Source organism: Methylocystis sp. ATCC 49242, assembly GCF_000188155.2.
GTDB lineage: Bacteria > Pseudomonadota > Alphaproteobacteria > Rhizobiales > Beijerinckiaceae > Methylocystis.
Window position 1 is genome coordinate 1,873,694 of sequence record NZ_KE124774.1, and the last position, 21,058, is coordinate 1,894,751.

General features: G+C 59.2%; 13 protein-coding genes and 8 pseudogenes. 11 read left to right on the forward strand and 10 right to left on the reverse strand.

The window, feature by feature from the left end:
• The first annotated feature begins 37 nt into the window (after nucleotides 1–37).
• Nucleotides 38–757: a trans-aconitate 2-methyltransferase gene (locus MET49242_RS26615; RefSeq protein ID WP_371212549.1), complete on the forward strand. Its 720-nt coding sequence runs from the start codon at nucleotides 38–40 to the stop codon at nucleotides 755–757.
• 2 nt (nucleotides 758–759) lie between these two features.
• Here MET49242_RS26615 and MET49242_RS11350 read toward each other — a convergent pair whose 3' ends face one another.
• From MET49242_RS11350 to MET49242_RS11360, 3 genes are all read right to left on the reverse strand, one after another.
• Entirely contained in the window at nucleotides 760–1,437 is a 678-nt protein-coding gene (locus MET49242_RS11350) for a WbqC family protein (RefSeq protein ID WP_051134145.1), read from the reverse strand.
• A 351-nt stretch (nucleotides 1,438–1,788) separates the two neighbouring features.
• The gene (locus tag MET49242_RS11355) at nucleotides 1,789–3,459 is read right to left on the reverse strand and encodes a bifunctional 2-polyprenyl-6-hydroxyphenol methylase/3-demethylubiquinol 3-O-methyltransferase UbiG (protein WP_036283027.1); all 1,671 of its coding nucleotides are present in this window, start codon (nucleotides 3,457–3,459) and stop codon (nucleotides 1,789–1,791) included.
• 140 nt (nucleotides 3,460–3,599) lie between these two features.
• Entirely contained in the window at nucleotides 3,600–4,382 is a 783-nt protein-coding gene (locus tag MET49242_RS11360; RefSeq protein WP_051134146.1) for an FkbM family methyltransferase, read from the reverse strand.
• A gap of 643 nt (nucleotides 4,383–5,025) precedes the next feature.
• On the opposite strand from MET49242_RS11360, the pseudogene MET49242_RS11365 reads away from it, so the two are divergent.
• From MET49242_RS11365 to MET49242_RS26145, 3 genes and pseudogenes are all read left to right on the forward strand, one after another.
• Nucleotides 5,026–5,958, forward strand: a pseudogene (locus MET49242_RS11365) (transposase); the annotation flags it as partial.
• On the forward strand, nucleotides 5,849–6,118 hold the full coding sequence (locus MET49242_RS11370; protein ID WP_244430797.1) for a hypothetical protein: 270 nt from the start codon (nucleotides 5,849–5,851) through the stop codon (nucleotides 6,116–6,118). The pseudogene MET49242_RS11365 and the gene MET49242_RS11370, both read left to right, overlap by 110 nt.
• 301 nt (nucleotides 6,119–6,419) lie before the next feature.
• Nucleotides 6,420–6,575 (forward strand): annotated as a pseudogene (locus tag MET49242_RS26145) (IS3 family transposase); the annotation flags it as partial.
• 199 nt (nucleotides 6,576–6,774) lie between these two features.
• Here MET49242_RS26145 and MET49242_RS11375 read toward each other — a convergent pair.
• Nucleotides 6,775–7,947 carry a DegT/DnrJ/EryC1/StrS family aminotransferase gene (locus MET49242_RS11375; RefSeq protein ID WP_084679019.1) on the reverse strand — a complete coding sequence of 391 codons (1,173 nt, stop codon included), beginning with the start codon at nucleotides 7,945–7,947 and terminating at the stop codon, nucleotides 6,775–6,777.
• 334 nt (nucleotides 7,948–8,281) lie between these two features.
• On the opposite strand from MET49242_RS11375, the pseudogene MET49242_RS24220 reads away from it, so the two are divergent.
• The 7 genes and pseudogenes from MET49242_RS24220 to MET49242_RS11410 form a co-directional block, all read left to right on the forward strand.
• Nucleotides 8,282–8,783, forward strand: a pseudogene (locus MET49242_RS24220) (transposase); the annotation flags it as partial.
• A 128-nt stretch (nucleotides 8,784–8,911) separates the two neighbouring features.
• On the forward strand, nucleotides 8,912–10,450 hold the full coding sequence (gene istA, locus MET49242_RS11385) for an IS21 family transposase (RefSeq protein ID WP_051134150.1): 1,539 nt from the start codon (nucleotides 8,912–8,914) through the stop codon (nucleotides 10,448–10,450).
• Entirely contained in the window at nucleotides 10,447–11,289 is an 843-nt protein-coding gene (gene istB / locus MET49242_RS11390; RefSeq protein WP_036282603.1) for an IS21-like element helper ATPase IstB, read from the forward strand. The genes istA (MET49242_RS11385) and istB (MET49242_RS11390) overlap by 4 nt, the downstream gene beginning before the upstream one ends.
• 155 nt (nucleotides 11,290–11,444) lie before the next feature.
• Nucleotides 11,445–12,537 (forward strand): annotated as a pseudogene (locus MET49242_RS11395) (IS21 family transposase); the annotation flags it as partial.
• Nucleotides 12,534–13,343: pseudogene (istB, locus tag MET49242_RS11400) on the forward strand (IS21-like element helper ATPase IstB). The pseudogenes MET49242_RS11395 and istB (MET49242_RS11400), both read left to right, overlap by 4 nt.
• 97 nt (nucleotides 13,344–13,440) lie before the next feature.
• A pseudogene (locus tag MET49242_RS24985) lies at nucleotides 13,441–13,566 on the forward strand (IS3 family transposase); the annotation flags it as partial.
• A gap of 44 nt (nucleotides 13,567–13,610) precedes the next feature.
• The gene (locus MET49242_RS11410; RefSeq protein WP_202804183.1) at nucleotides 13,611–14,999 is read left to right on the forward strand and encodes an IS30 family transposase; all 1,389 of its coding nucleotides are present in this window, start codon (nucleotides 13,611–13,613) and stop codon (nucleotides 14,997–14,999) included.
• 114 nt (nucleotides 15,000–15,113) lie between these two features.
• Here the strand turns inward: MET49242_RS11410 and istB (MET49242_RS11415) are convergent, their stop codons facing one another.
• The 6 genes and pseudogenes from istB (MET49242_RS11415) to MET49242_RS11440 form a co-directional block, all read right to left on the reverse strand.
• The gene (gene istB / locus MET49242_RS11415) at nucleotides 15,114–15,956 is read right to left on the reverse strand and encodes an IS21-like element helper ATPase IstB (protein ID WP_036283035.1); all 843 of its coding nucleotides are present in this window, start codon (nucleotides 15,954–15,956) and stop codon (nucleotides 15,114–15,116) included.
• Nucleotides 15,953–17,491: an IS21 family transposase gene (gene istA / locus MET49242_RS11420; RefSeq protein WP_051134150.1), complete on the reverse strand. Its 1,539-nt coding sequence runs from the start codon at nucleotides 17,489–17,491 to the stop codon at nucleotides 15,953–15,955. The genes istB (MET49242_RS11415) and istA (MET49242_RS11420) overlap by 4 nt, the downstream gene beginning before the upstream one ends.
• 127 nt (nucleotides 17,492–17,618) lie before the next feature.
• Nucleotides 17,619–17,798 (reverse strand): annotated as a pseudogene (locus MET49242_RS11425) (transposase); the annotation flags it as partial.
• A gap of 88 nt (nucleotides 17,799–17,886) precedes the next feature.
• Nucleotides 17,887–18,120, reverse strand: a pseudogene (locus tag MET49242_RS11430) (DDE-type integrase/transposase/recombinase); the annotation flags it as partial.
• A 296-nt stretch (nucleotides 18,121–18,416) separates the two neighbouring features.
• Complete coding sequence (locus MET49242_RS11435) at nucleotides 18,417–19,448, reverse strand: IS110 family transposase (protein WP_036287460.1); 1,032 nt, start codon at nucleotides 19,446–19,448, stop codon at nucleotides 18,417–18,419.
• A gap of 365 nt (nucleotides 19,449–19,813) precedes the next feature.
• Nucleotides 19,814–20,827, reverse strand: coding sequence for an IS110 family transposase (locus MET49242_RS11440; protein WP_036287802.1), 1,014 nt, complete (start codon nucleotides 20,825–20,827; stop codon nucleotides 19,814–19,816).
• Nucleotides 20,828–21,058 lie beyond the last annotated feature (231 nt).

Sequence of the window (21,058 nt, forward strand, 5' to 3'; positions counted from 1 at the left end):
GCGAGCGTATAGCCGGTTTGCCGAATATTACGATCTTATGGTCGGAAATCGCGATGACCATGTCAGTTTCTATTCCGGCCTTTTGGACCCGGCTCAGAGTTCCCTGCTTGATCTTGGCTGCGGGACGGGCGCGATCACGACCCGGGTCGCCCGCGCATTGCGCGCCATGCGACGCGGCCAAGCCGTTCGCGTCGTTGGCGTCGATGGTTCCCGCGCAATGCTGGACGTCGCCGCGTCTCGTGACGCGAGCATCGAATGGGTGGAAGGCGATTTGCGGTCGCCGCCGATCGAAGGCCGCTTCGATCTTGCAATCTCCTGTTACAATACGCTGCAACACATTGAGACCGCAGACCTGCAAAAGGCATTTGAGCGGGTGCGCGCGCTGCTTGCCGCAGCCGCATGCTTTGCCTTCGATATATATAGACCCAATCTCACTTACATCCGCGTCCCACAGCGCAATCGCCTCGCCCGCGAACTGGTTCACCCCGACGGCAGACGTCTCGAAATTCGGGAAGACACGGATTATTGCGAGGAGGGGCGTTTCATCACCATTGTATGGGATTTGATCGACCCTGCTCGCAAGGACCAGCCGCCTTTGGCCCAAACAAGATACAGAATGTGGCAGCACGAGCCCGGAGAAGTCGAGCAGGCGCTCGCGCATGCCGGATTTGAAATCGTCGAGAGATTTGGCGACCTCGACCGTTCCGTATACGGGCAATCGTCCAAGAAACAGGTTACTGTTTGCCGCGCGATTTAAACTCATCGTAGCTGCTGAGGCGTCGCCACATCGAGAGTCGATGCATTGATAATGTCAGCGCGAATTACACCAGGCTCCTCGGTCATCAATGCGTGTAGCATGTTGGTGAAAGGTCCATTATAGGAAGACAGGAAGCGCAGCTCCATATTCGCTTCGGCAAATGCCGCAGCGTCATAGAGCCGCCTGCCCCCCGGCGAATTGACATAGCGCTTCGCGCCGACCGCCGAGGCGATGGCGATGACACGATCCTGACCACGGAGTTGGGGATCGATCGCGAGGCGCGAACTTCTGATGAACTTGATATCGAACGCGAGTAGCTCCGCGACCCTACGAAGGCTGTCTTCAAGATAGTCGATGACAGATGAAGCGGGTCTTTCGAGCAGTTCACGAATTAGGCCTGCTGCGGGGCTACTGCCTCCCTTTATCCATGCAACGCGCTCCACGCGGTCACGGAGTTCTTCCCGTGCATTTGGACTGAAACGCAAGTCTTTTATCAATGTCTCGCGCGGCTGACGCTCCAACGGGAGCGTCAGCCATGTCGGCCTTTCGCGATCGCCTCCGATTTGGCATCTATGAACCCGCCCGCGGCGCGGGAACTGCACGCAATCGTATATTACGAAAACTTCGCAGACGGCAAACAAGCGGAAATAACCCGCATAGGGAAAGAAATAGGGCTGCATGACCGCGACCGATCCCGGGCGAAATCCACGTAAAGGCCCAACGTCGCCGGGACCTTCAGTGTCACGCGCGGAGTTACCGCAGGATTGACCCCAATGCGATGCGGAATGGTCAAAGAGACGAACATTCATCGAATTTTTCTATCCCCACGAAATTGCCTGCCATTTCGCCGCATATTCCTCGGGCAATCGTTGACGAAACGGGCGGCGGCTTTCACAGGGGAGCACGAGGACGCAGCACATAGCTTTGACCGTTGGGTCAAGAAACCACCCTTTCATCAATGCCGTATCATTTGAATATCGACCAGCCGCCTCACCCGATATTTCGAAACAGAAGACGCCCCATTTCTGGCTCTAAATCCTGGCGCTCGCGCGAGCATTGAGCAGAGACGAGAGGCTCTTGGCGCCTTTTGCGACTTCGCGACGGATCGCGTCCAGCGCAGCCTTCGAAATATCATAGGGAAGAGAACCGGCGATTTCTGTCGTCGGTCGCAACAAAACTTCAGCGCCCAGCCCGCCGGGGATGACTTCCACCTTTGCAATCTCGTGCAGCCACTCGCCAACATTCCAGCGCCATCGCTTGTTCCAGATCAGGAAATCATCCGAATCAACTTCAAGATTGAATTGGTGAAATCCGCAATAATTTTCCCTTTCCGCCTCGTTGGGAATATGGCGCAGATAGACCAACCCGCCAGGTTTAGTGACGCTCAGCATATTCAGTATGCCGACAAGCGGGTTGATCGAATGATCCAGAGCGTTTCGGCAATGGACGATGTCGAAACGTTCAGATCCATCGAGCGCCAGGTAGAGGGCCTCGGCCGGTGCGAATCCGGTGCGAACAGGCGGCGAATATCCGCTGGCACTAATAATTTCGTCATAAAGGCTCGCGAGCGGATCGACTGCTTTCAGATAAATTCTTCCCTGCTTCGATTGCGTCCCGAGGCTGGTTGAAGGCCCTGCGCCCACATCCAATATGCGAATTCCGTCACCCGCAGCCAATCGGCCAATCACCATCTCCATGCGCTCGTCCATCGGTGTGTCCGGTTTCATTCGCTGGATAAACTCCTCCGGCCATTCCCTGCCGGCGGTCTGAAACCATTGCGCCCAAAACTGGCATTCGTATTCAATTCCTTCTGCCCAAACCCCAGTGTCAATCAATGCTTCGCCGTAAGCAAGATTGATCGCGGGGGCCGCTAATGACTCGTCGTTCTCTCGCGCCTCGATAATATGAGAAAGTGGCCGAGTTGTTTCCGTTGCTACGGTGGATGCAACTGAAACCCGAGAATCGGACGTCTGCGATTCGATCTCATTATCGACGAGTGGCGCGCAGAGAAAATTATGCGCGCGACCACCCCATGTTTCAGCGTCGTTCACAAGCCTGAAACCTACGGCTGAAAGCATCCGGCGAATAGTTTCCGCCGTAAAGAACCACCACCACGGGCCAAAATTTGGCTTCCCCGGACCATACATCAGCTTCTGTGCGTCCTGCATAATCGTCTCGTAAGGCAATCCCATTCGTTTTAAATAAGACCCGATAATCAACTGTTGTTTTTCGTCAAGTTGATGTGTCGACAAGAAGCGTCCACCAGACAGATCTATCTCTCCGTCGTCGCCACTTATGACATCGGGGACGACCATACTGGTCAGAACGAGATATTCCCTCGTAACCGCGTGGAGATTGATCAAATAATTGTAAGGCGAATGGACGTGATAAATGATGCCCGATGAGTGACATATGTCATAACGTCCTATCCTCTCAATCAGTTCCGGCGCGCAGGCGTCCGCGGTGAGGCACGCCACGCCGCGATCGCCCTGTTCCGCCAGTTTCGATTGAAAATCCAGCCAGAGCGAATGACCCTGAGGAACTATGTCTACCATAGTCGCAGAGGCCGCCCCCGCTCTCAGCGCCGGAGTCACCATTTCGTTCGTCAGGCCCCATAACCCTCCGATATCGACAAATGTCTTTCGAGGAGCGAGCCCTGCGATAACAGCTGCCTTATCTGTCAGATCCAAAACGTCGATCATTCCTATTTCACTCCATTTCCAGGATCGGACGATGGGGTTCTCAGTCTCCTGTCTGAAGATCGAGGCCACGCAACCGCGTAACGAATTGCTTGCTTCTGCCGTTTCAAGACTCGTACGCTTACAATCGGCATTTTTGGCGTCTATTCGATAACTCCCAGCTTTTTCAATGTCGCGCTGCTCGTGACATGGAAATCCATCCACCCATGCACGAGCGGACTGTTGTGTTTCTGCAATTCCTTGAAAGCGAGATAATCCCTCGCTGCGTCCTCAAAACTTTGCCATCCCTCTCGCGGCAGTTCACGTCCGAACAATCCGCTCATGAGGCCGTTGAAGTGCGCAGGTACAAACACACCTTCTTGCGCCGGATTTGGAGGCGTTAAAGAGCTGTTAAATCCTTGATTGACGATTTGGACTAGATCGTAACCTGCTGCAAAAAGAACAGCCAGGGCGCCAAGAGAAGCCGCCTCGATCGAAACAAAGGCCGGTCGGCGTGAGTCAGCCAACAGCTGTTGAACGAACAATTCATCTGCTCCCTCCATATCACATTTGAGGTAATAGGGCACGCCATAAAGATCGAACATTTGGCTGAGCGTGATGGTGTCGACCTTGATTTCCTGGCTGGCGTGTCCGCCTTTCTCCGCCCGGCTCTTGAATGCGCTCGACCAATCGTCCTTTATCGGGTTGAGATAGAATGAGATTTTCTCAGCCGAATTACGCCATAAAGCCCGATTGAGGATGACAAGCCTTTCTGCTTGCACGAAGGCCTCATGCTCCTGAAGCGCCGCTTCGACGAAAGCGGGATTTGCCTCGAGTGAAACTACACGAAACCGCTTGTCCAGATAGAACTTCGTGTCCAGCGCATAGTGCATCCCCAGATCGTAGATAAGATCCGGCAGATAGGTTTCCCCGTTACCATGCAACATTAACAATTCTCCGCTTGTTTTGGTTACTCACCTGCCGATTTTGCCTTTGATCAATCCGATAACTTGTTGCGCCTATTCGCGGCTGGCAGGTACGAATGTCTCGTGCGGCCCGGTCGCAACATGTTGTCGCGCGTGCGCTCACATTAGATCTACGAGTCAAGTCCCACCGCACAGCGTCATAAGCGATATGCGCCTTTCAGAAGGCGTGACCCCGATTTGTTTACATTGGAAGGCGGCACGATTACGGTCCGAATCCCTCCATTTCATTCTCGGGGGCGGCGACTGATCGTCCCGGCTGAGGCAATTAGGCCGTCGCCGCGTAACACTAATGATGTTGATTTGATTTTGCAAAGCATCGGCCCGGGGAAAGCCCATGGCGCCCGGGATCTCGATTGACGCCGATTTACCTGATCAGAACGCCAGCTCTAAACCTGGATTTCCGCCCGGGATTGCAAGCGATAATTCATTCGGGTGAAAAATCAAAAAAACCAACGCGATAAGCGTTAATAGACAACGCCGTCGAATTTCTTTTCGGCGCGTCTGCGGGGACGTTCTTCAATTTCTGCGACTCGATTCAAAGAAACCGGAAGCGTAACATTGGCCGAAGCGGCCTCTTTTCCGTGACGCCGGCGCCTTTCAATGCATCCCTACGCCCCCGCCGAAGGCAGAGCTTGCCGTTGCACAGACCAGTGGGCTGGACTTTACAGCGGAACTGGCGGTCGCCCACGCGAAAGTGTCGGAAGATATGGCGCTGATCGCACAACAGAAGCTTCGGAACGCGAAACGGAGCGCCACGTCTTCGGGTAGCGGTCCGAGCGTTCGATGAGGCTGATCGATCACTTGTGGCTTACCTTCGAAGAACTGGAAGCCGGCGCGACGGAAGACCGGCTTGCAGCCGAAAAGGCGGTCGCCAGGACGACGACGGTCGCTGGATTTACGCGCAAGCGCGGGAAGCGCAATACCTTCCCTGACCTCCTTGCTCGCGAGCGAGTGGTGATCGACCCGCCGGCGGCGTGCGAATGCTGCGGGAGCACTCGCCCGCGCAAGCTCGGCGAGAATGTGACGCGCACATTGGAAACGAGCCCTGCCAGTCGAAGGTGATCGAGACGGTGCGGGAGATGTTCATCTGCCGGGATTGCGAGAAGATCAGTCAGGCGCCGGCGCCGTTCCATGTGATTGCGGAAGGATGGGCAGGCGCGAGCCTGCTGTCAGTGATCGTGTTCGAGAAATTCGGCCAGCACCAGCCTTTGAACTGTCAGGCCGAGCGTTATGCCCTGGACGGCGCGCCGATCGCGCGGTCGACGATGGCCGACGCCGTGGCTCGGTCTGCCCGGCTCCCGATCCGCTCCTCCGCCTTGTGAAAACGCATGTGATGTCGGCCGAACGGCTGCAGGGCGACGACACGACCGCGCCCGTTCTGGCCAAAGGCGAGACTGACACGGGCCGGTGCTGGATTTATATACGAGATGACGAGCCGATTGGCGGCGCTTGGCCGCCGGCCGCGATGCTCTACTATTCTCGCGATCGCCGGGGCGAACACCCAAATCGCCAAAGAACTCTGCGAGCCCGTGTGTTGGCTGTTTGACGTCGCCGCAGAGATGGAGCCCGAAAACGGCCTCATATGGGTCCACGGCATCACGGACGACGGCGTGATGGCTTTCACCGACTGTGGAATCGATTACTTGGTCGAGCTGATCAAAATGCGTAAGCTCGATCGGACGCTCCTCAGTAGATAAAACACCGGACCGGCGATACCCGCGACCTACGTTCGATGGCTACTGTCGTCCACACGAAAGACGGCTTAACTCCAAGCGCCACGTCTTCTGGGACGGCGCCGGAAAACAGTGGCAATGCCGTTGACCGAGGCCGTGACGGCGACTGGCTTCGCGAGGCGTTCGCCGGGCGCGCGACAGAGCCCTGCAATCCGCCGTCGGAAAGCCCCAAGGACTTGGTTACTACAACAAGGCCCTCTATCGCCAACGCCAAAAAATCGAGAACCTCTCCGCCAAACTCACAGCTGTCCAAACAACAGGGGCCAACTCTCTCAGCTACGCGGCGCCGGCAAATTATGCGGCAAACTTCACCGAAACAGGCGGTCGGCTGCGCAATCCTGACCAGCTCCGCCGATCACCAGTTGCTACATCCGCGCCCTCGTGCGTATCAAACACCGAAACTCTGGTTGCCCCTGGATGAAAATGCAGGGGCAGGTCACCCACTTTTGGATGGGATCCTAATCAGATATGGAGAAATGCCTCGTTAATCCCCAGCCAGATAATGGAGGTCTCCGTCAATTTCACTTCCACCTTATATAGATTTTCTTTCCTTACTGCCGCCGCTTGATATACGTGAAAACCACTCATGTTCGCAATGAACTATTTTAAATGGAACATCGTCAAGCATATCCAACAATCGCATTATTTTTCGAGTTCACAATTGATGGCATTATCTTGTCTCGACGAACACCATCCGCTATCGCCGCCACGACTCGGCTCACGTCCGAGGCGGACAAGTCGCACGCGACCGGAACACCCACCAATCGGCGAGCCAAGTCCTCTGTGACAGGAAGTTCGTCTCGTTCAACATCTTTATAATAGGCATGATTGTGCAGTCCCGATCCGTACCACAGTCGAAAATCGACGCCGAATCGCTCAAGAGCCGTATGCACTGCGGTTGTTTCTGCGGAGGTCTGACAGAGATATAGGGCGTAACATCCCGCAACCTCCGGAAAACCATGAAAGTTATCGGCCATCGTTACATCATTGAAATACCGGCGATAACAATCAGCAACGGCCCTGAACGCCGCCTGTCGCTCATACAGACTATCAAGAGACGCGAGCCCAACCGCCGCATGATATTCGCTCATCTTCCCATTGATGCTCGGCATTTGGCTATTGCGCGCGCCATAAAAGCCAAAATTCATCGCTTGTCGCGCACGGTCCGCCAATGCGATGTCTGATGTGACAACTGCCCCCCCTTCTCCCGTCGCAAAGCTTTTGGTAGCGTGAAAACTCAATGCGATCGGGATATCGCCAATCGCTTGCTCTGGCGAGGCGACGCACGCTTCAAAACTTGCGGCCGCATCGATAACTATCGGTATTCCGGTTCTTCTTGCGAAGCGTCGCCACGCCTCTTGCTGGGGCGGCTTTCCGAATGACGCCACAGGAACGATGACGCCAACATGGTCGAGCAAGGGATGCGCGATGAGTCGCTCGGGATCGAGCATCCAGCTCATTTCATCAACGTCCACCAGATACGGTCGATACCCGCATTGCTCTACCGCTGAAGCGGTGGCGATAAATGTATAGCCTGGAACTATCGCAAGTGGTCGCGCCGCCCTTGCGCGTCCCGACGAGGCCAGTATCGCACAAACGAGAGCCGCAGTTCCTGAACCCGTGCAAACTATACCCCCGGCAGGCGAACGAAGAAGACGAGTTATCCGCGTCTCCAATTCAGCGACCAAAGGTCCGCCATTTGAATAGGTCCTGCCTACGTCAATGTAACGCAAATATGGCAGTATCTGATCCGCCACCGGCAATTTCGGGCGCATGACAGGTATCTTATTCATCGACCCCGCTCAACATGTTACATGTTAACCTTATACACGCACGCTCTGAAGTCAAGCTAGTGCGCAAGGTGTTGAATATTCGATCGAACACCAGATACGCCTGCTCTGAAATCGACCGCTGACAGGACGCTTGATTGGCCTTCGGTAACACATTTCAGGTGATTTTAATCGAGGCTCAGGACTCATTGATTGAGATAAAACCGCGGCGGCTGCGATCCAGATGGCCGAAATGAATGTGTGGGCGCAGAGCTGGCCGCGGAAATTCGGGCAGTAGCTTGAGTGGATTTTCTGCCTGATCGCGGCGAGGATTCTCGGCGCGAATCAGAAGTATTCGATGACGAAGCGAAGCCGCCGGACGCATTCTCCGGCGTTCAAGGCGAAAGTGGCTTTGGCCGCGATCAAGGGTGAGAAGACGCTGGCCGAACTGGCGCAGCAGTTCGACGTCCACCCCAACCAGATCACGACGTGGAAAAGTCAGTTGCTGGAAGGCGCGGCAGGCATTTTCGGGCAGGAGAAGACGGAGCCGAAAGAAGCCGCCATTGACTTGAAGGGGCTTCACGCGAAGATCGGCGAACTAACGCCGGAGAACGTTTTTTTGTCCGGCGCGCTCACAAAAGCGGGATTGCTGAGCGCAAAAAGATGATCGACCGCGACCATGACCTCCCGATCGCCCCCGGCATGCGAAAGCGCTCGGCCTCGCCTAAAGGACGGTCTACTACAAGCTTCGGCCGGTCTCGGCCGAGGACCTGAAGCTGATGCGGAGCCTCGACGAACTGCATCTAGATTATCCCTTCGCCGGGGCGCGGATGCTGCGTGATTTCTTGGGGCGCGAGGGCGTATGAACAGCGGCGCCAAAGTGTACCACTGAACCGGCTTTGGGGGCTGCTGTGACGGCGGCGCAAAAGTGTACCGGTCCTGATAGGCCGAACTCGATGTCATCGACTGGCATGGAGAGGCCGAAAGGATGTTCACAGTGGAACTCTATGCCCGGGTGAGACGCGCGGTGATGGCGGAAGGGCTGAGCCGCCGGGAAGCGGCCAGGCGCTTCGGCGTGCACCGCAATACGATCACGAAGATGCTTCAATATTCGGTTCCGCCGGGGTATCGGCGTCGGGAGCGGCCGATCTCGAAGAAGCTGGGGCCGTATATGGCCTGGATCGACAAGGTCCTGGCGGATGATCGGCTTGTTCACGCCAAGCAGCGTCATACGGCACAGCGGATATTCGAACGGCTGCGGGACGAAGAAGGGTTTTCCGGCGGCTACACGATCGTCCGGGAATATGTCGCGCAGGCGCAGTTGCGGTCGCGCGAGATGTTTATTCCACTCAGCCATCGACCGGGGAATGCGCAGGCGGATTTTGGCGAGGCGGACGCCTATATCGCCGGCAGGAAGGTCCGCTTTCATTATTTTTGCATGGACCTGCCGCATTCGGACGGCTGCTTCGTCAAGGCCTATCCGGCGGAGACGGCGGAAGCCTTCTGCGACGGCCATGTCGCGGCCTTCGCCTTCTTTGGCGGCGTCCCCCAGTCCATTCTTTACGACAATACGCGTCTCGCGGTCGCCAGGATCGTGAAGGGTGGAGAGCGTCTGCGTTCGCAAATGTTTGCGGAACTCCAGAGCCATTACCTTTTTGCTGATCGCTTTGGCCGGCCCGGCAAGGGGAATGACAAGGGCAAGGTCGAGGGGCTTGTCGGCTATGTCCGGCGCAACTTCATGACGCCACTGCCCGTGGCGGAGAGTTTCGAGGCGCTGAACGCGAGGTTCCTGGACGCCTGCACGAAACGACGGCGGGCGATCCTGCGCGGCCAGTCGACGCCGATCGGCGAACGCATGCAGGCGGATATGGCGGCATTCCTGCCGGCGCCGCCGGCTCCCTATGACGCCTGTCACAAGGTCGCGACGCGCGTGTCGTCGATGGCGCTGGTGCGCTACCGCAACAACGATTACTCGGTCCCGACGCGCTTCGGCCATCGGGAGGCGCTGGCCAAGGGCTATGTCGATCGGGTCGAGATTGTCTGCGGCGGGGAGACCATCGCCGTGCATGCGCGCAGCTACGGCAAGGCCGAGTTCATCTACAACCCGCTGCATTATCTCGCCCTGCTCGAACACAAGAGCCGCGCGCTCGATCAGGCCGCGCCGCTCGACGACTGGCGGCTTGCCGACTGCGTGCATCGTCTGCGGCGGCTGATGGAGGCGCGCATGGGGAATAGCGGGCGCCGCGAGTTCATCCAGGTGCTGCGGCTGATGGAGGACTTTCATCAGCATCAGGTCGAACAGGCGGTCGCGGAGGCGCTGCGTCTTGGCGCGATCAGCTTTGACGCAGTGAAGATGCTGCTGCTGGCCAGGCTGGAGAACCGGCCCGCGCGGCTCGATCTGACATTCTACCCCTACCTGCCGGCGGCTACGGTCGGCGCGACGGATCCGCGCGCCTATCTCGGGCTCGTCGCCGGCGCGAGCGTCATCGCGGGCGTCATGGAGACGACCGCGGGAGGTCCGGCATGACCACCTCGCATGAGCCAGGTTCGCAGACGATCGTCGCGCCGCAGGTGCTGCTGGGTAATCATCTCAAGGCGCTGAAGCTTCCCACCTTCGCGCGCGAATATGAGAAGGTGGCGCTGGAGTCGGCGCAGGACCGCGCCGATTACCCGCGCTATCTGCTACGCCTGTGCGAACTGGAGCGCATTGATCGCGAGCGGCGCAATGTCGAGCGCCGCATCCGGCTGGCGCGCTTTACGCAGGTCAAAAGCCTCGACACATTTGACTTTACCGCCCAGCCTTCACTCAACAAGCCGCTCGTGCTGGAGCTGGCGCGGTGCGAATGGATCGAGAAGCGACAGAACTGCATCGCCCTTGGGCCAAGCGGAACGGGGAAGACCCACGTCGCGCTCGCCCTGGGGCTCGCCGCCTGCCAGAAGGGGTTCAGCGTCGCGTTCACGACCGCCGCGGCTCTTGTGCACGAACTGATGGAGGCGCGCGACGAGCGCCGCCTGCGCGCGCTGCAAAAGCATCTCAACACCGTCAAACTGCTGATCGTCGACGAGCTGGGCTATGCGCCGTTCACGGCGGTCGGCTCAGAGCTGCTCTTCGAGGTCTTCAGCCAGCGCTATGAACGCGGCGCGACGCTGGTGACCAGCAATCTGCCCTTTGATGAATGGACGTCGGTGTTTGGCTCCGAGCGTCTCACCGGCGCATTGCTCGACCGGCTCACCCATCATGTCCACATTCTGGAAATGAACGGCGGGAGCTATCGCCTCTCGACCGCAAAGAAAGCGCAACGGCGAAACCGCGATCTCCCCGACGCGCCCGCAATCGACAAAGGAGGCGCCGACACGACGAACTGATCGCCGTCGCGCGCGTTGAACCGCGCTGCGCTACGCTCCGCGCGCCTCAACGCCCGCGTCAACTAAACTACAAGGGCCGTGCGGCCCTTTTCTCGAAACCAGACCGGTACACTTTTACCCCGCCTTCATGCACATTTTGTCCCCGCCATTGACACCAGGACCATCCGCCGGGCCGAATGGCACTCTCCGACTTTTGCGACATGCGGAATCTCAACGTCTCCGTCGCCGGGGTTCCACTCGATCATCGGCTCTATCACTTCCGCCTGCCGTTCTCGGGCTTCGAATCCGCCCATGTCGTGCGCGGCGGCGAGAGCTTCGTCGCCCTCGCCGAAGGCTTGCAGAACGCCCTGTGGACGCTCGGCGGCGTGCCGCAACAACATCGCAGTGACAGTCTCTCCGCCGCCTTCCGCAACCTCGACGCCGACGCCAAGGAGGATATGACGCGCCGCTACGAGGCGCTCTGTGCCCATTACGGCATGACGGCGACCCGCAACAATAAAGGTGTCTCCCATGAGAACGGTTCGATCGAAAGCGCCCATGGCCATATCAAAGCCGCGCTCGAAGACGAACTGCTGCTGCGCGGCTCGCGCGACTTCGACGATCTCGGCGCATGGCGAAAGTTCGTCGACGAGCTCGTTGGTCGGCGTAACGCCCGCAACGCCGCGTAAGACCTCGGACTTCGAGGAAGAACGGGTCTCGGTCACCTCGTCCAGCGCCTTCACTTTGCGCAAAGTCTTCTACACCGTGCCCTCTCGGCTGATTGGCCACAAGCTTCTCGTGCGCCTCTACGACGATCGGCTCGAGGTTTTTCAGGGATCGACGCATCTGTTCGACCTGCCGCGCGGCGGGCCGAGGCCCAATGGCAAACATGGACATGTCGTCGATTATCGGCACGTCATTCATTCTCTGCGCCGCAAACCCATGGCGCTGCTCAATCTTGTCTACCGGGATCAACTCTTCCCCCGGCGCGCCTACGCCAGAGCCTTCGACGCGCTGCTCGCCGAGGCGGGAGAAAAGGCGGCGTGCAAAACCATGGTCGGTTTGCTCGCCCTCGCGCATGAGCGCGTCTGCGAAGCGGAACTCGCCGCGGCGATAGAGGAGGAGCTCGACACAGGCCGTCTGCCGGATCTTGCCGCGCTCACCGAGCGCTTTGCCCCGAAAACCGCCGCAACGCCCAGCGTCGTTGTCGCGCTGCCGGACCTCACGGTCTATGACGCGCTTGCCTCTCTCGAAGGAGCGGCGGCATGAAGGCGAACGACAAAATCGACGCCGCCCGCGTCGACCCCCTTCTCTCCGAACTGCGCCTTTCCGGCGTCAAGCTCGTCTGGAGCGCGCTCGCAGCCACCGCCGACAAGGAAGGCTGGCCCGCCGCACGATTCCTCGCCGCGCTTGCCGAGCAGGAACTCGCCGATAGAAGGCAGCGCCGCTTCGCCCGACATCTCACCGAGGCGCGCCTGCCGCCCGGAAAGACCCTCGACGCCTTCGACTTCGACGCCGTGCCGATGATCTCGAAGGCGCAAGTGCAAGCTCTCGCCGCCGGCGACGCCCGGCTGGAAAAGGGCACCAATCTGCTGATGTTCGGTCCGCCCGGCGTCGGAAAATCGCGTCTCGCGGCGGCCCTCGGCCTCGCGCTCATCGAAAACGGATGGCGCGTTCTCTTCGCCAGAACGACGGACCTCGTCCAAAAGCTGCAACTCGCCCGGCGCGATCTCGCCCTCGAGGCGGCGATCGACAAACTCGACAAGTATCATCTCCTCATCCTCGACGACCTCGCCTACGTCGCCAAGGATCAGGCCGAAACCAGCGTTCTCTTCTAGCTGATCAGTGCGCGATACGAAAGACGCTCCCTTCTCATCACCGCAAATCAGCCCTTCGGCGAATGGGGGAAAATCTTTCCCGATCAAGCCATGACCCTCGCCGCCATCGACAGGCTCGTCCATCACGCGACAATCTTCGAGATGAATGTCGACAGTTACCGGCGAAAAGCAGCGATCAAAAAATCTCAAGGCCCAGGCCGACCCGCCTCGCGCGCGACAATCAAATCCTCATCCTGATTGTCGCTCCGCGACAATCATCCCAACACCGCGACCGAAACATCTCATCCCGATTGTCGCGCTCTTCTCACTCAGATTGTCACACCATAACGTGGCGAGCCGCCGCGTTCTTTCGCATCGCGTGTCGATCACGATGGAGGCGGCGTTCTGCGTCGAAGCGCTTGAAGAGGCGCTGGCGAAACATGGCAAGCGTGAGATTTTCAACACGGGTCAGGGCGTGCAAGGCGGATTCAATCGGTCGTCGCAACGATCTCAATGGCGGCGGTGATGGCGTGCACGAGATCGAAGATTGGGATATCTGACAGAAAGACGACGATACGCTCACCCGGCAGACCGTCAGCAGCCGTCCGGGAACAGCTTGTTCAATTCTGGAAAGCAATTGCCGCGGGTCAGACAAGCGACGGCGCTGCTATAGATGCGGGCGTCTCCCCGGCGGTCGGCGTCCGGTGGTTTCGGAGGGCTGGCGGCATGGCGCCGTCGCATTTGTCGAAAAATTCCAAGCCGCATTCCGGGCGCTATCTGTCATTTACCGAGCGAGAAGAGATCGCAATCCTTTACGCACAAGAGCGGGGCGTCTGTGAGATTGCGCGCCAATTGGGGCGAGCATCTTCGACCATCTCCCGCGAACTGCGTCGCAATGCCGCGAGGCGTTCCGGCGGCTACGATTACCGCGCCACGGCCGCCCAATGGCATGCGGATCGATCGGCTCAGCGACCAAAACCGTCGAAGCTGGCGACGAATTCACGTCTGCGGCAGTATGTTCAGGAAAGGCTGTCCGGAGCAATCAGCTCGAATGACGGCTCGAAAATATTGGGGCCGAAGGTCGAATGGAAAGGCCGGAAAACGGGACCTCGGCAAGATCGGCGCTGGGCGTGCGCTTGGAGCCCCGAGCAGATTGCTCGTCGATTGCCATTGGACTTCCCCGACGACACGGAGATGCGGATCAGTCACAAAGCGATCTATCAAGCCCTCTTCATTCAAGCGCGCGGCGGGCTCCGACGCGACCTGACCGCCTGCCTTCGATCAGGGAGGGCGCTGCGAGCGCCGCGGGCGCGTACCCGGGGAAGAAGCAAGTCTTTCGTCTTGCCCGAGATCATGATCAGCGAACGTCCCGCCGAGGCCGAAGACCGGGCCGTTCCGGGCCATTGGGGAGGCGATCTGATTCTCGGTTTGCGCAGCTCCGCTATCGGAACGCTGGTCGAAAGGACAACACGCTTCACGATGCTGTTGCATCTTCCTCGAATGGAGGGCCATGGTGAAACTGCACGCGTGAAGAATGGGCCGGCTCTGGCTGGCCATGGCGCCGAGGCAGTTCGTGACGCAATTAGCCGGACGATCGTCCGACTCCCCGAACAACTACGCCGATCCTTGACCTGGGACCAGGGAGCAGAAATGGCGCAGCATCCACGTCTGCGGATCGATACCGGGCTATGCATCTATTTTTGTGATCCGCACAGTCCATGGCAACGAGGCACGAACGAGAACACCAATGGGCTTCTGCGCCAATATTTTCCAAAGGGAACCGATCTGAGCGAGCATAGCGCCGAAGCCCTGGAGGCGGTCGCTAACGCGTTGAACACACGACCGCGAAAGGCGTTGGATTGGAGAACACTCGCTGTCAATGGCGGGGACAAAATGTGCATGAAGGCGGGGTAAAAGTGTACCGGTCTGGTTTCGAGAAAAGGGCCGCACGGCCCTTGTAGTTTAGTTGACGCGGGCGTTGAGGCGCGCGGAGCGTAGCGCAGCGCGGTTCAACGCGCGCGACGGCGATCAGTTCGTCGTGTCGGCGCCTCCTTTGTCGATTGCGGGCGCGTCGGGGAGATCGCGGTTTCGCCGTTGCGCTTTCTTTGCGGTCGCCAGCCGATAGCTCTCGCCGTTCATTTCCAGAATGTGGACATGATGGGTGAGCCGGTCGAGCAATGCGCCGGTGAGACGCTCGGAGCCAAACACCGACGTCCATTCATCAAAGGGCAGATTGCTGGTCACCAGCGTCGCACCGCGTTCATAGCGCTGGCTGAAGACCTCGAAGAGCAGCTCTGAGCCGACCGCCGTGAACGGCGCATAGCCCAGTTCGTCGACGATCAGCAGTTTGACGGTGTTGAGATGCTTTTGCAGCGCGCGCAGGCGGCGCTCGTCGCGCGCCTCCATCAGTTCGTGCACAAGAGCCGCGGCGGTCGTGAACGCGACGCTGAACCCCTTCTGGCAGGCGGCGAGCCCCAGGGCGAGCGCGACGTGGGTCTTCCCCGTTCCGCTTGGCCCAAGGGCGATGCAGTTCTGTCGCTTCTCGATCCATTCGCACCGCGCCAGCTCCAGCACGAGCGGCTTGTTGAGTGAAGGCTGGGCGGTAAAGTCAAATGTGTCGAGGCTTTTGACCTGCGTAAAGCGCGCCAGCCGGATGCGGCGCTCGACATTGCGCCGCTCGCGATCAATGCGCTCCAGTTCGCACAGGCGTAGCAGATAGCGCGGGTAATCGGCGCGGTCCTGCGCCGACTCCAGCGCCACCTTCTCATATTCGCGCGCGAAGGTGGGAAGCTTCAGCGCCTTGAGATGATTACCCAGCAGCACCTGCGGCGCGACGATCGTCTGCGAACCTGGCTCATGCGAGGTGGTCATGCCGGACCTCCCGCGGTCGTCTCCATGACGCCCGCGATGACGCTCGCGCCGGCGACGAGCCCGAGATAGGCGCGCGGATCCGTCGCGCCGACCGTAGCCGCCGGCAGGTAGGGGTAGAATGTCAGATCGAGCCGCGCGGGCCGGTTCTCCAGCCTGGCCAGCAGCAGCATCTTCACTGCGTCAAAGCTGATCGCGCCAAGACGCAGCGCCTCCGCGACCGCCTGTTCGACCTGATGCTGATGAAAGTCCTCCATCAGCCGCAGCACCTGGATGAACTCGCGGCGCCCGCTATTCCCCATGCGCGCCTCCATCAGCCGCCGCAGACGATGCACGCAGTCGGCAAGCCGCCAGTCGTCGAGCGGCGCGGCCTGATCGAGCGCGCGGCTCTTGTGTTCGAGCAGGGCGAGATAATGCAGCGGGTTGTAGATGAACTCGGCCTTGCCGTAGCTGCGCGCATGCACGGCGATGGTCTCCCCGCCGCAGACAATCTCGACCCGATCGACATAGCCCTTGGCCAGCGCCTCCCGATGGCCGAAGCGCGTCGGGACCGAGTAATCGTTGTTGCGGTAGCGCACCAGCGCCATCGACGACACGCGCGTCGCGACCTTGTGACAGGCGTCATAGGGAGCCGGCGGCGCCGGCAGGAATGCCGCCATATCCGCCTGCATGCGTTCGCCGATCGGCGTCGACTGGCCGCGCAGGATCGCCCGCCGTCGTTTCGTGCAGGCGTCCAGGAACCTCGCGTTCAGCGCCTCGAAACTCTCCGCCACGGGCAGTGGCGTCATGAAGTTGCGCCGGACATAGCCGACAAGCCCCTCGACCTTGCCCTTGTCATTCCCCTTGCCGGGCCGGCCAAAGCGATCAGCAAAAAGGTAATGGCTCTGGAGTTCCGCAAACATTTGCGAACGCAGACGCTCTCCACCCTTCACGATCCTGGCGACCGCGAGACGCGTATTGTCGTAAAGAATGGACTGGGGGACGCCGCCAAAGAAGGCGAAGGCCGCGACATGGCCGTCGCAGAAGGCTTCCGCCGTCTCCGCCGGATAGGCCTTGACGAAGCAGCCGTCCGAATGCGGCAGGTCCATGCAAAAATAATGAAAGCGGACCTTCCTGCCGGCGATATAGGCGTCCGCCTCGCCAAAATCCGCCTGCGCATTCCCCGGTCGATGGCTGAGTGGAATAAACATCTCGCGCGACCGCAACTGCGCCTGCGCGACATATTCCCGGACGATCGTGTAACCGCCGGAAAACCCTTCTTCGTCCCGCAGCCGTTCGAATATCCGCTGTGCCGTATGACGCTGCTTGGCGTGAACAAGCCGATCATCCGCCAGGACCTTGTCGATCCAGGCCATATACGGCCCCAGCTTCTTCGAGATCGGCCGCTCCCGACGCCGATACCCCGGCGGAACCGAATATTGAAGCATCTTCGTGATCGTATTGCGGTGCACGCCGAAGCGCCTGGCCGCTTCCCGCCGGCTCAGCCCTTCCGCCATCACCGCGCGTCTCACCCGGGCATAGAGTTCCACTGTGAACATCCTTTCGGCCTCTCCATGCCAGTCGATGACATCGAGTTCGGCCTATCAGGACCGGTACACTTTTGCGCCGCCGTCAAAGCAGCCCCCAAAGCCGGTTCAGTGGTACACTTTGCCGCCGCTGTTCATAGTTGGGCATGGCGCGCCAGGCGATGCCGTAGCGCAGCACGTAACGCAGGCCGTTGAACAGCTCGCGCAGCGAATGTTGACGCTGCGGCGCGCCTTCGTCCATGAGCGTCAGATAAGGCGCAACCAGCGACCATTCTTCGTCGCTGACGTCAGACGGATAAGGTTTGCGAATCGGAGACATCCGATTCTACTAAGACAATCAATCACCAAAGTACATAACACCCTCTAGCTTACGGTTATTGCGACGACCGATTGAATCCGCCTTACACGCCGCGGTCGCTGTGATGAACGAGACCGCCGCGAACAGGCTGCCGATCGTACAACGCTTGTTCGAGCGCATCGAGCACGAAGGGCGTCTGCGCCGAACGGGAGACTCGCCAGCCGACAATCCGCCGGGCGAAGACGTCGATAACGAAAGCGACATAGACGAAGCCCTGCCAAGTCGCGACATAGGTAAAGTCGGCCACCCACAGCCGGTTTGGCCTATCCGCCGCAAACTGTCTTGTGTGGATGTATATGGACCCCGCCCGATTGCAACGGCTTTGACAGTTCCGACTTTCGGTCACAACTGCTGACGTATATCCGGCTTCATGATGCGGCCGAAAAAGTTCTTGCCGCGAGCCTCGATGGATTTTCGCGCGCTTCCACCTCAATGCCCCCAAGGCATTGGCTCTCGCCATGCCGGTCCACACATCAGGTTCGGGAATCGACGGAGTGACCGTTTCGCCATCACTGCCAATCGTTGCAATTGCTGGTGGGAATCTCGTTGGTTGTCTGTTTCCCGGATGCTTAGCTGCGGTTAGGCCGAGCTGACGGTTAGACGCTGATCGTAGCTCATGCCGCTGGCGAGCAAGCTCCATGCGATCCGCGCGTTCTTGTTGGCGAGCGCGACGGCGACGACATTTGGATGATGGCGTTCGCGCGCTTTGAGCAGCCAAAGGCTTCTCGGATCCTGCTTCCCTCGTATCCGGCCCAAGGCGGCGCGTGCGCCGTGGATAAGCAAGGTACGAAGATATCGGTCGCCGCGTTTGCTGATGCCGAGCAGCCGCGATCGGCCGCCACTCGATCGTTGTCTCGGGACAAGTCCGATCCATGCCGCGAACTGCCGTCCATTCTTGAAGCATTTTGCATCGCCAGCCGCTGCGACCAGCGCTGTCGCAGTAATAGGTCCAATTCCTTCGACCATGCCGAGGCGCTGACATGCTGCGCTTGTTCGATACAATTCCCGGATTTTGCGATCGTAAATTGCGACCCGCCTATCAAGGTCGATCAATTCCTCCCGCAATTCGCCGATCAACTCCCGAACAATGCTGTTCAGACCGTTGCTTTCCTCGTCGACGATCCGCGGCAAAGCGCGCCGAAGATTGCCGATGGTCTGCGCAATAACGACGCCGTGCTCGCCGAGTAGGCCGCGGATCTGGTTCACAAGTCTAACCCTATTGGCGACTAGACGACTGCGAATCCGATGAATAGCCTGGATCGCCAGCTGTTCGGCGGATTTGACCGGAACGAACCGCATGTTCGGACGGCCGACTGCTTCACAGATCGCCTCGGCGTCATTCCGATCATTCTTGTTGGATTTTACGTATGGCGTGACGAACTGCGGGCTGATCAATCGAACGTCATGCCCAAGCTCGGAGAACGTCTTGGCCCAATAATGCGCGCCGTTCGAGGCTTCCATTCCAACAATGCAGGGCGGAAGATTCGCGAAGAAGAGCGCAACGGCCGGGCGGCGTAAAGTCTTACGCAAAACGACTTTGCCGCGTTCGTCAACACCGTGAAGATGGAAAACATATTTCGCGAGATCGAGGCCGATACGGACGATGTGCATGGTCGTCTCCTGCTCTGCGAGTGACAGTTCGACATCCCAGCCTAGGCCAAGGGCGGGGTCCATACCATTGCCCCCGTTTTGGCAAGGTGATTCTTCGGCGACATTTCAGCGCGGCGCTTCTATCGGTCGTGTGTCAGGCCTCTTGACGTGGCCTGCTTTGCGCCACGGGCCGGCATGCCGTTCGAAGAACAGGGTCCACATCGGTTCAGAGAGCTTGGTTGGCTCGAGCCCCGGGACCGGCTTTCCCCATTCTGAACATTGAAGTCCTTGCCGCATATGTCGTCGGTCGATCTCCTCGCCGGAACCGGCGCTACGCCGGCCCTGTCAGCGCTTTTCCGCTTCGCGCCCGGTTGGGCTTTCGCGGATCACGCCATTCGGTAATTCTGTTCCCTGGTCATCATGGCCCAGATGATGCGCGCCATTTTGTTCGCGAGGGCGACGGCTGCGACCATCCTCGGCTTGCGGCCGAGAATGCGGCCAAGCCAATTGTCGGGCAATACGCCCTTGCGCACGATCCAGCGGATCCTGCTCATGGCGCCGACGATCAGCAACCGGCGGATATCGTTCTGCCCCATCTTGCTGACCGCCCCCAGTCGGGTTTTCCCGCCTGTCGAATGCTGGCGTGGCACAAGGCCGAGCCAGGCGGCGAAATTTCTGCCGCTCGAAAAAGCCCGCAAGTCCGGAGCGAAGGCGAGCACGGCTCCGGCGGTCACAGGGCCAACGCCCGGGACAGTGCAAAGACGCCGCATCTCGTCGTTTTCCTTCGTCGCTTTTTTGAGCCGCAGAGCCAGATCCTCGATCTTGGAAGTAATCGCTTCGATCTGATCGAGGAAGAGCTGGACGACGTCCCGCACTGCTTCTGGGACATCGACGCTTTCATCCTTCATCATGTCGACGAGTGACTTCAAATTCGCGGGGCCTTTCGCGACGACCAGTCCGAACTCCGCCAGGTGACCGCGAAGCGCGTTGATCAATTGCGTGCGTTGTCCGACGAAGCATTGATGGGCGCGGAAGGCGACGGCCCGCGCCTGATGTTCGGCGCTCTTGACCGCCACGCAATGCATGTTCGGCCGCAAAGCGGCCTCGGCGATCGCCGCAGCATCCGCGGCGTCATTCTTCTGACGCTTCACGAACGGCTTGACGTAGATCGGCGGGATCAGACGAACCTCGTGTCCACAAGCAGCTCCCATTCGGCCCCAGTAATGGCTCGTCGCGCAGGCTTCCATCGCGACGATGCAGGGCGGCTGCGCCCGGAGGATTTGCTCGAGTTTCGAACGAGACACGGTCCGATTGAACAGAACCGCCCCACCGCGATCCGTCCCGCAAAGCTGAAAACTGCGTTTCGCCAAATCGATCGCCAAAACATGAACTTCAGACATATGCACGTCCTCCATAACTGCGCCTCCCGGCGCCGACCCAGCATCACACAATGCTGGGTGGAGGGGGCATCCACCCCATCAGTTCACCACGGCGCGGCAACTCTCGCCAGCCAAAACCGACGCAACCACACGCTCTCGAAGATCATTGGAGAGAGGTCGAACCATTGGATGCTGGCCTCCGCCCAGCCAGCATCTTCAATCACACTCCTGCTAGAATAGGAATCCCTCCCG

Coding starts and splice junctions, on each gene's coding strand:
- MET49242_RS26615 (WP_371212549.1), top strand. CDS start 38: ATGGTCGGAAATCGCGATGACCATGTCAGTTTCTATTCCGGCCTTTTG.
- MET49242_RS11350 (WP_051134145.1), bottom strand. CDS start 1,437: ATGCAGCCCTATTTCTTTCCCTATGCGGGTTATTTCCGCTTGTTTGCC.
- MET49242_RS11355 (WP_036283027.1), bottom strand. CDS start 3,459: ATGATCGACGTTTTGGATCTGACAGATAAGGCAGCTGTTATCGCAGGG.
- MET49242_RS11360 (WP_051134146.1), bottom strand. CDS start 4,382: ATGTTGCATGGTAACGGGGAAACCTATCTGCCGGATCTTATCTACGAT.
- MET49242_RS11370 (WP_244430797.1), top strand. CDS start 5,849: ATGACGAGCCGATTGGCGGCGCTTGGCCGCCGGCCGCGATGCTCTACT.
- MET49242_RS11375 (WP_084679019.1), bottom strand. CDS start 7,947: ATGAATAAGATACCTGTCATGCGCCCGAAATTGCCGGTGGCGGATCAG.
- istA (WP_051134150.1), top strand. CDS start 8,912: ATGTTCACAGTGGAACTCTATGCCCGGGTGAGACGCGCGGTGATGGCG.
- istB (WP_036282603.1), top strand. CDS start 10,447: ATGACCACCTCGCATGAGCCAGGTTCGCAGACGATCGTCGCGCCGCAG.
- MET49242_RS11410 (WP_202804183.1), top strand. CDS start 13,611: ATGGCGTGCACGAGATCGAAGATTGGGATATCTGACAGAAAGACGACG.
- istB (WP_036283035.1), bottom strand. CDS start 15,956: ATGACCACCTCGCATGAGCCAGGTTCGCAGACGATCGTCGCGCCGCAG.
- istA (WP_051134150.1), bottom strand. CDS start 17,491: ATGTTCACAGTGGAACTCTATGCCCGGGTGAGACGCGCGGTGATGGCG.
- MET49242_RS11435 (WP_036287460.1), bottom strand. CDS start 19,448: ATGCACATCGTCCGTATCGGCCTCGATCTCGCGAAATATGTTTTCCAT.
- MET49242_RS11440 (WP_036287802.1), bottom strand. CDS start 20,827: ATGTCTGAAGTTCATGTTTTGGCGATCGATTTGGCGAAACGCAGTTTT.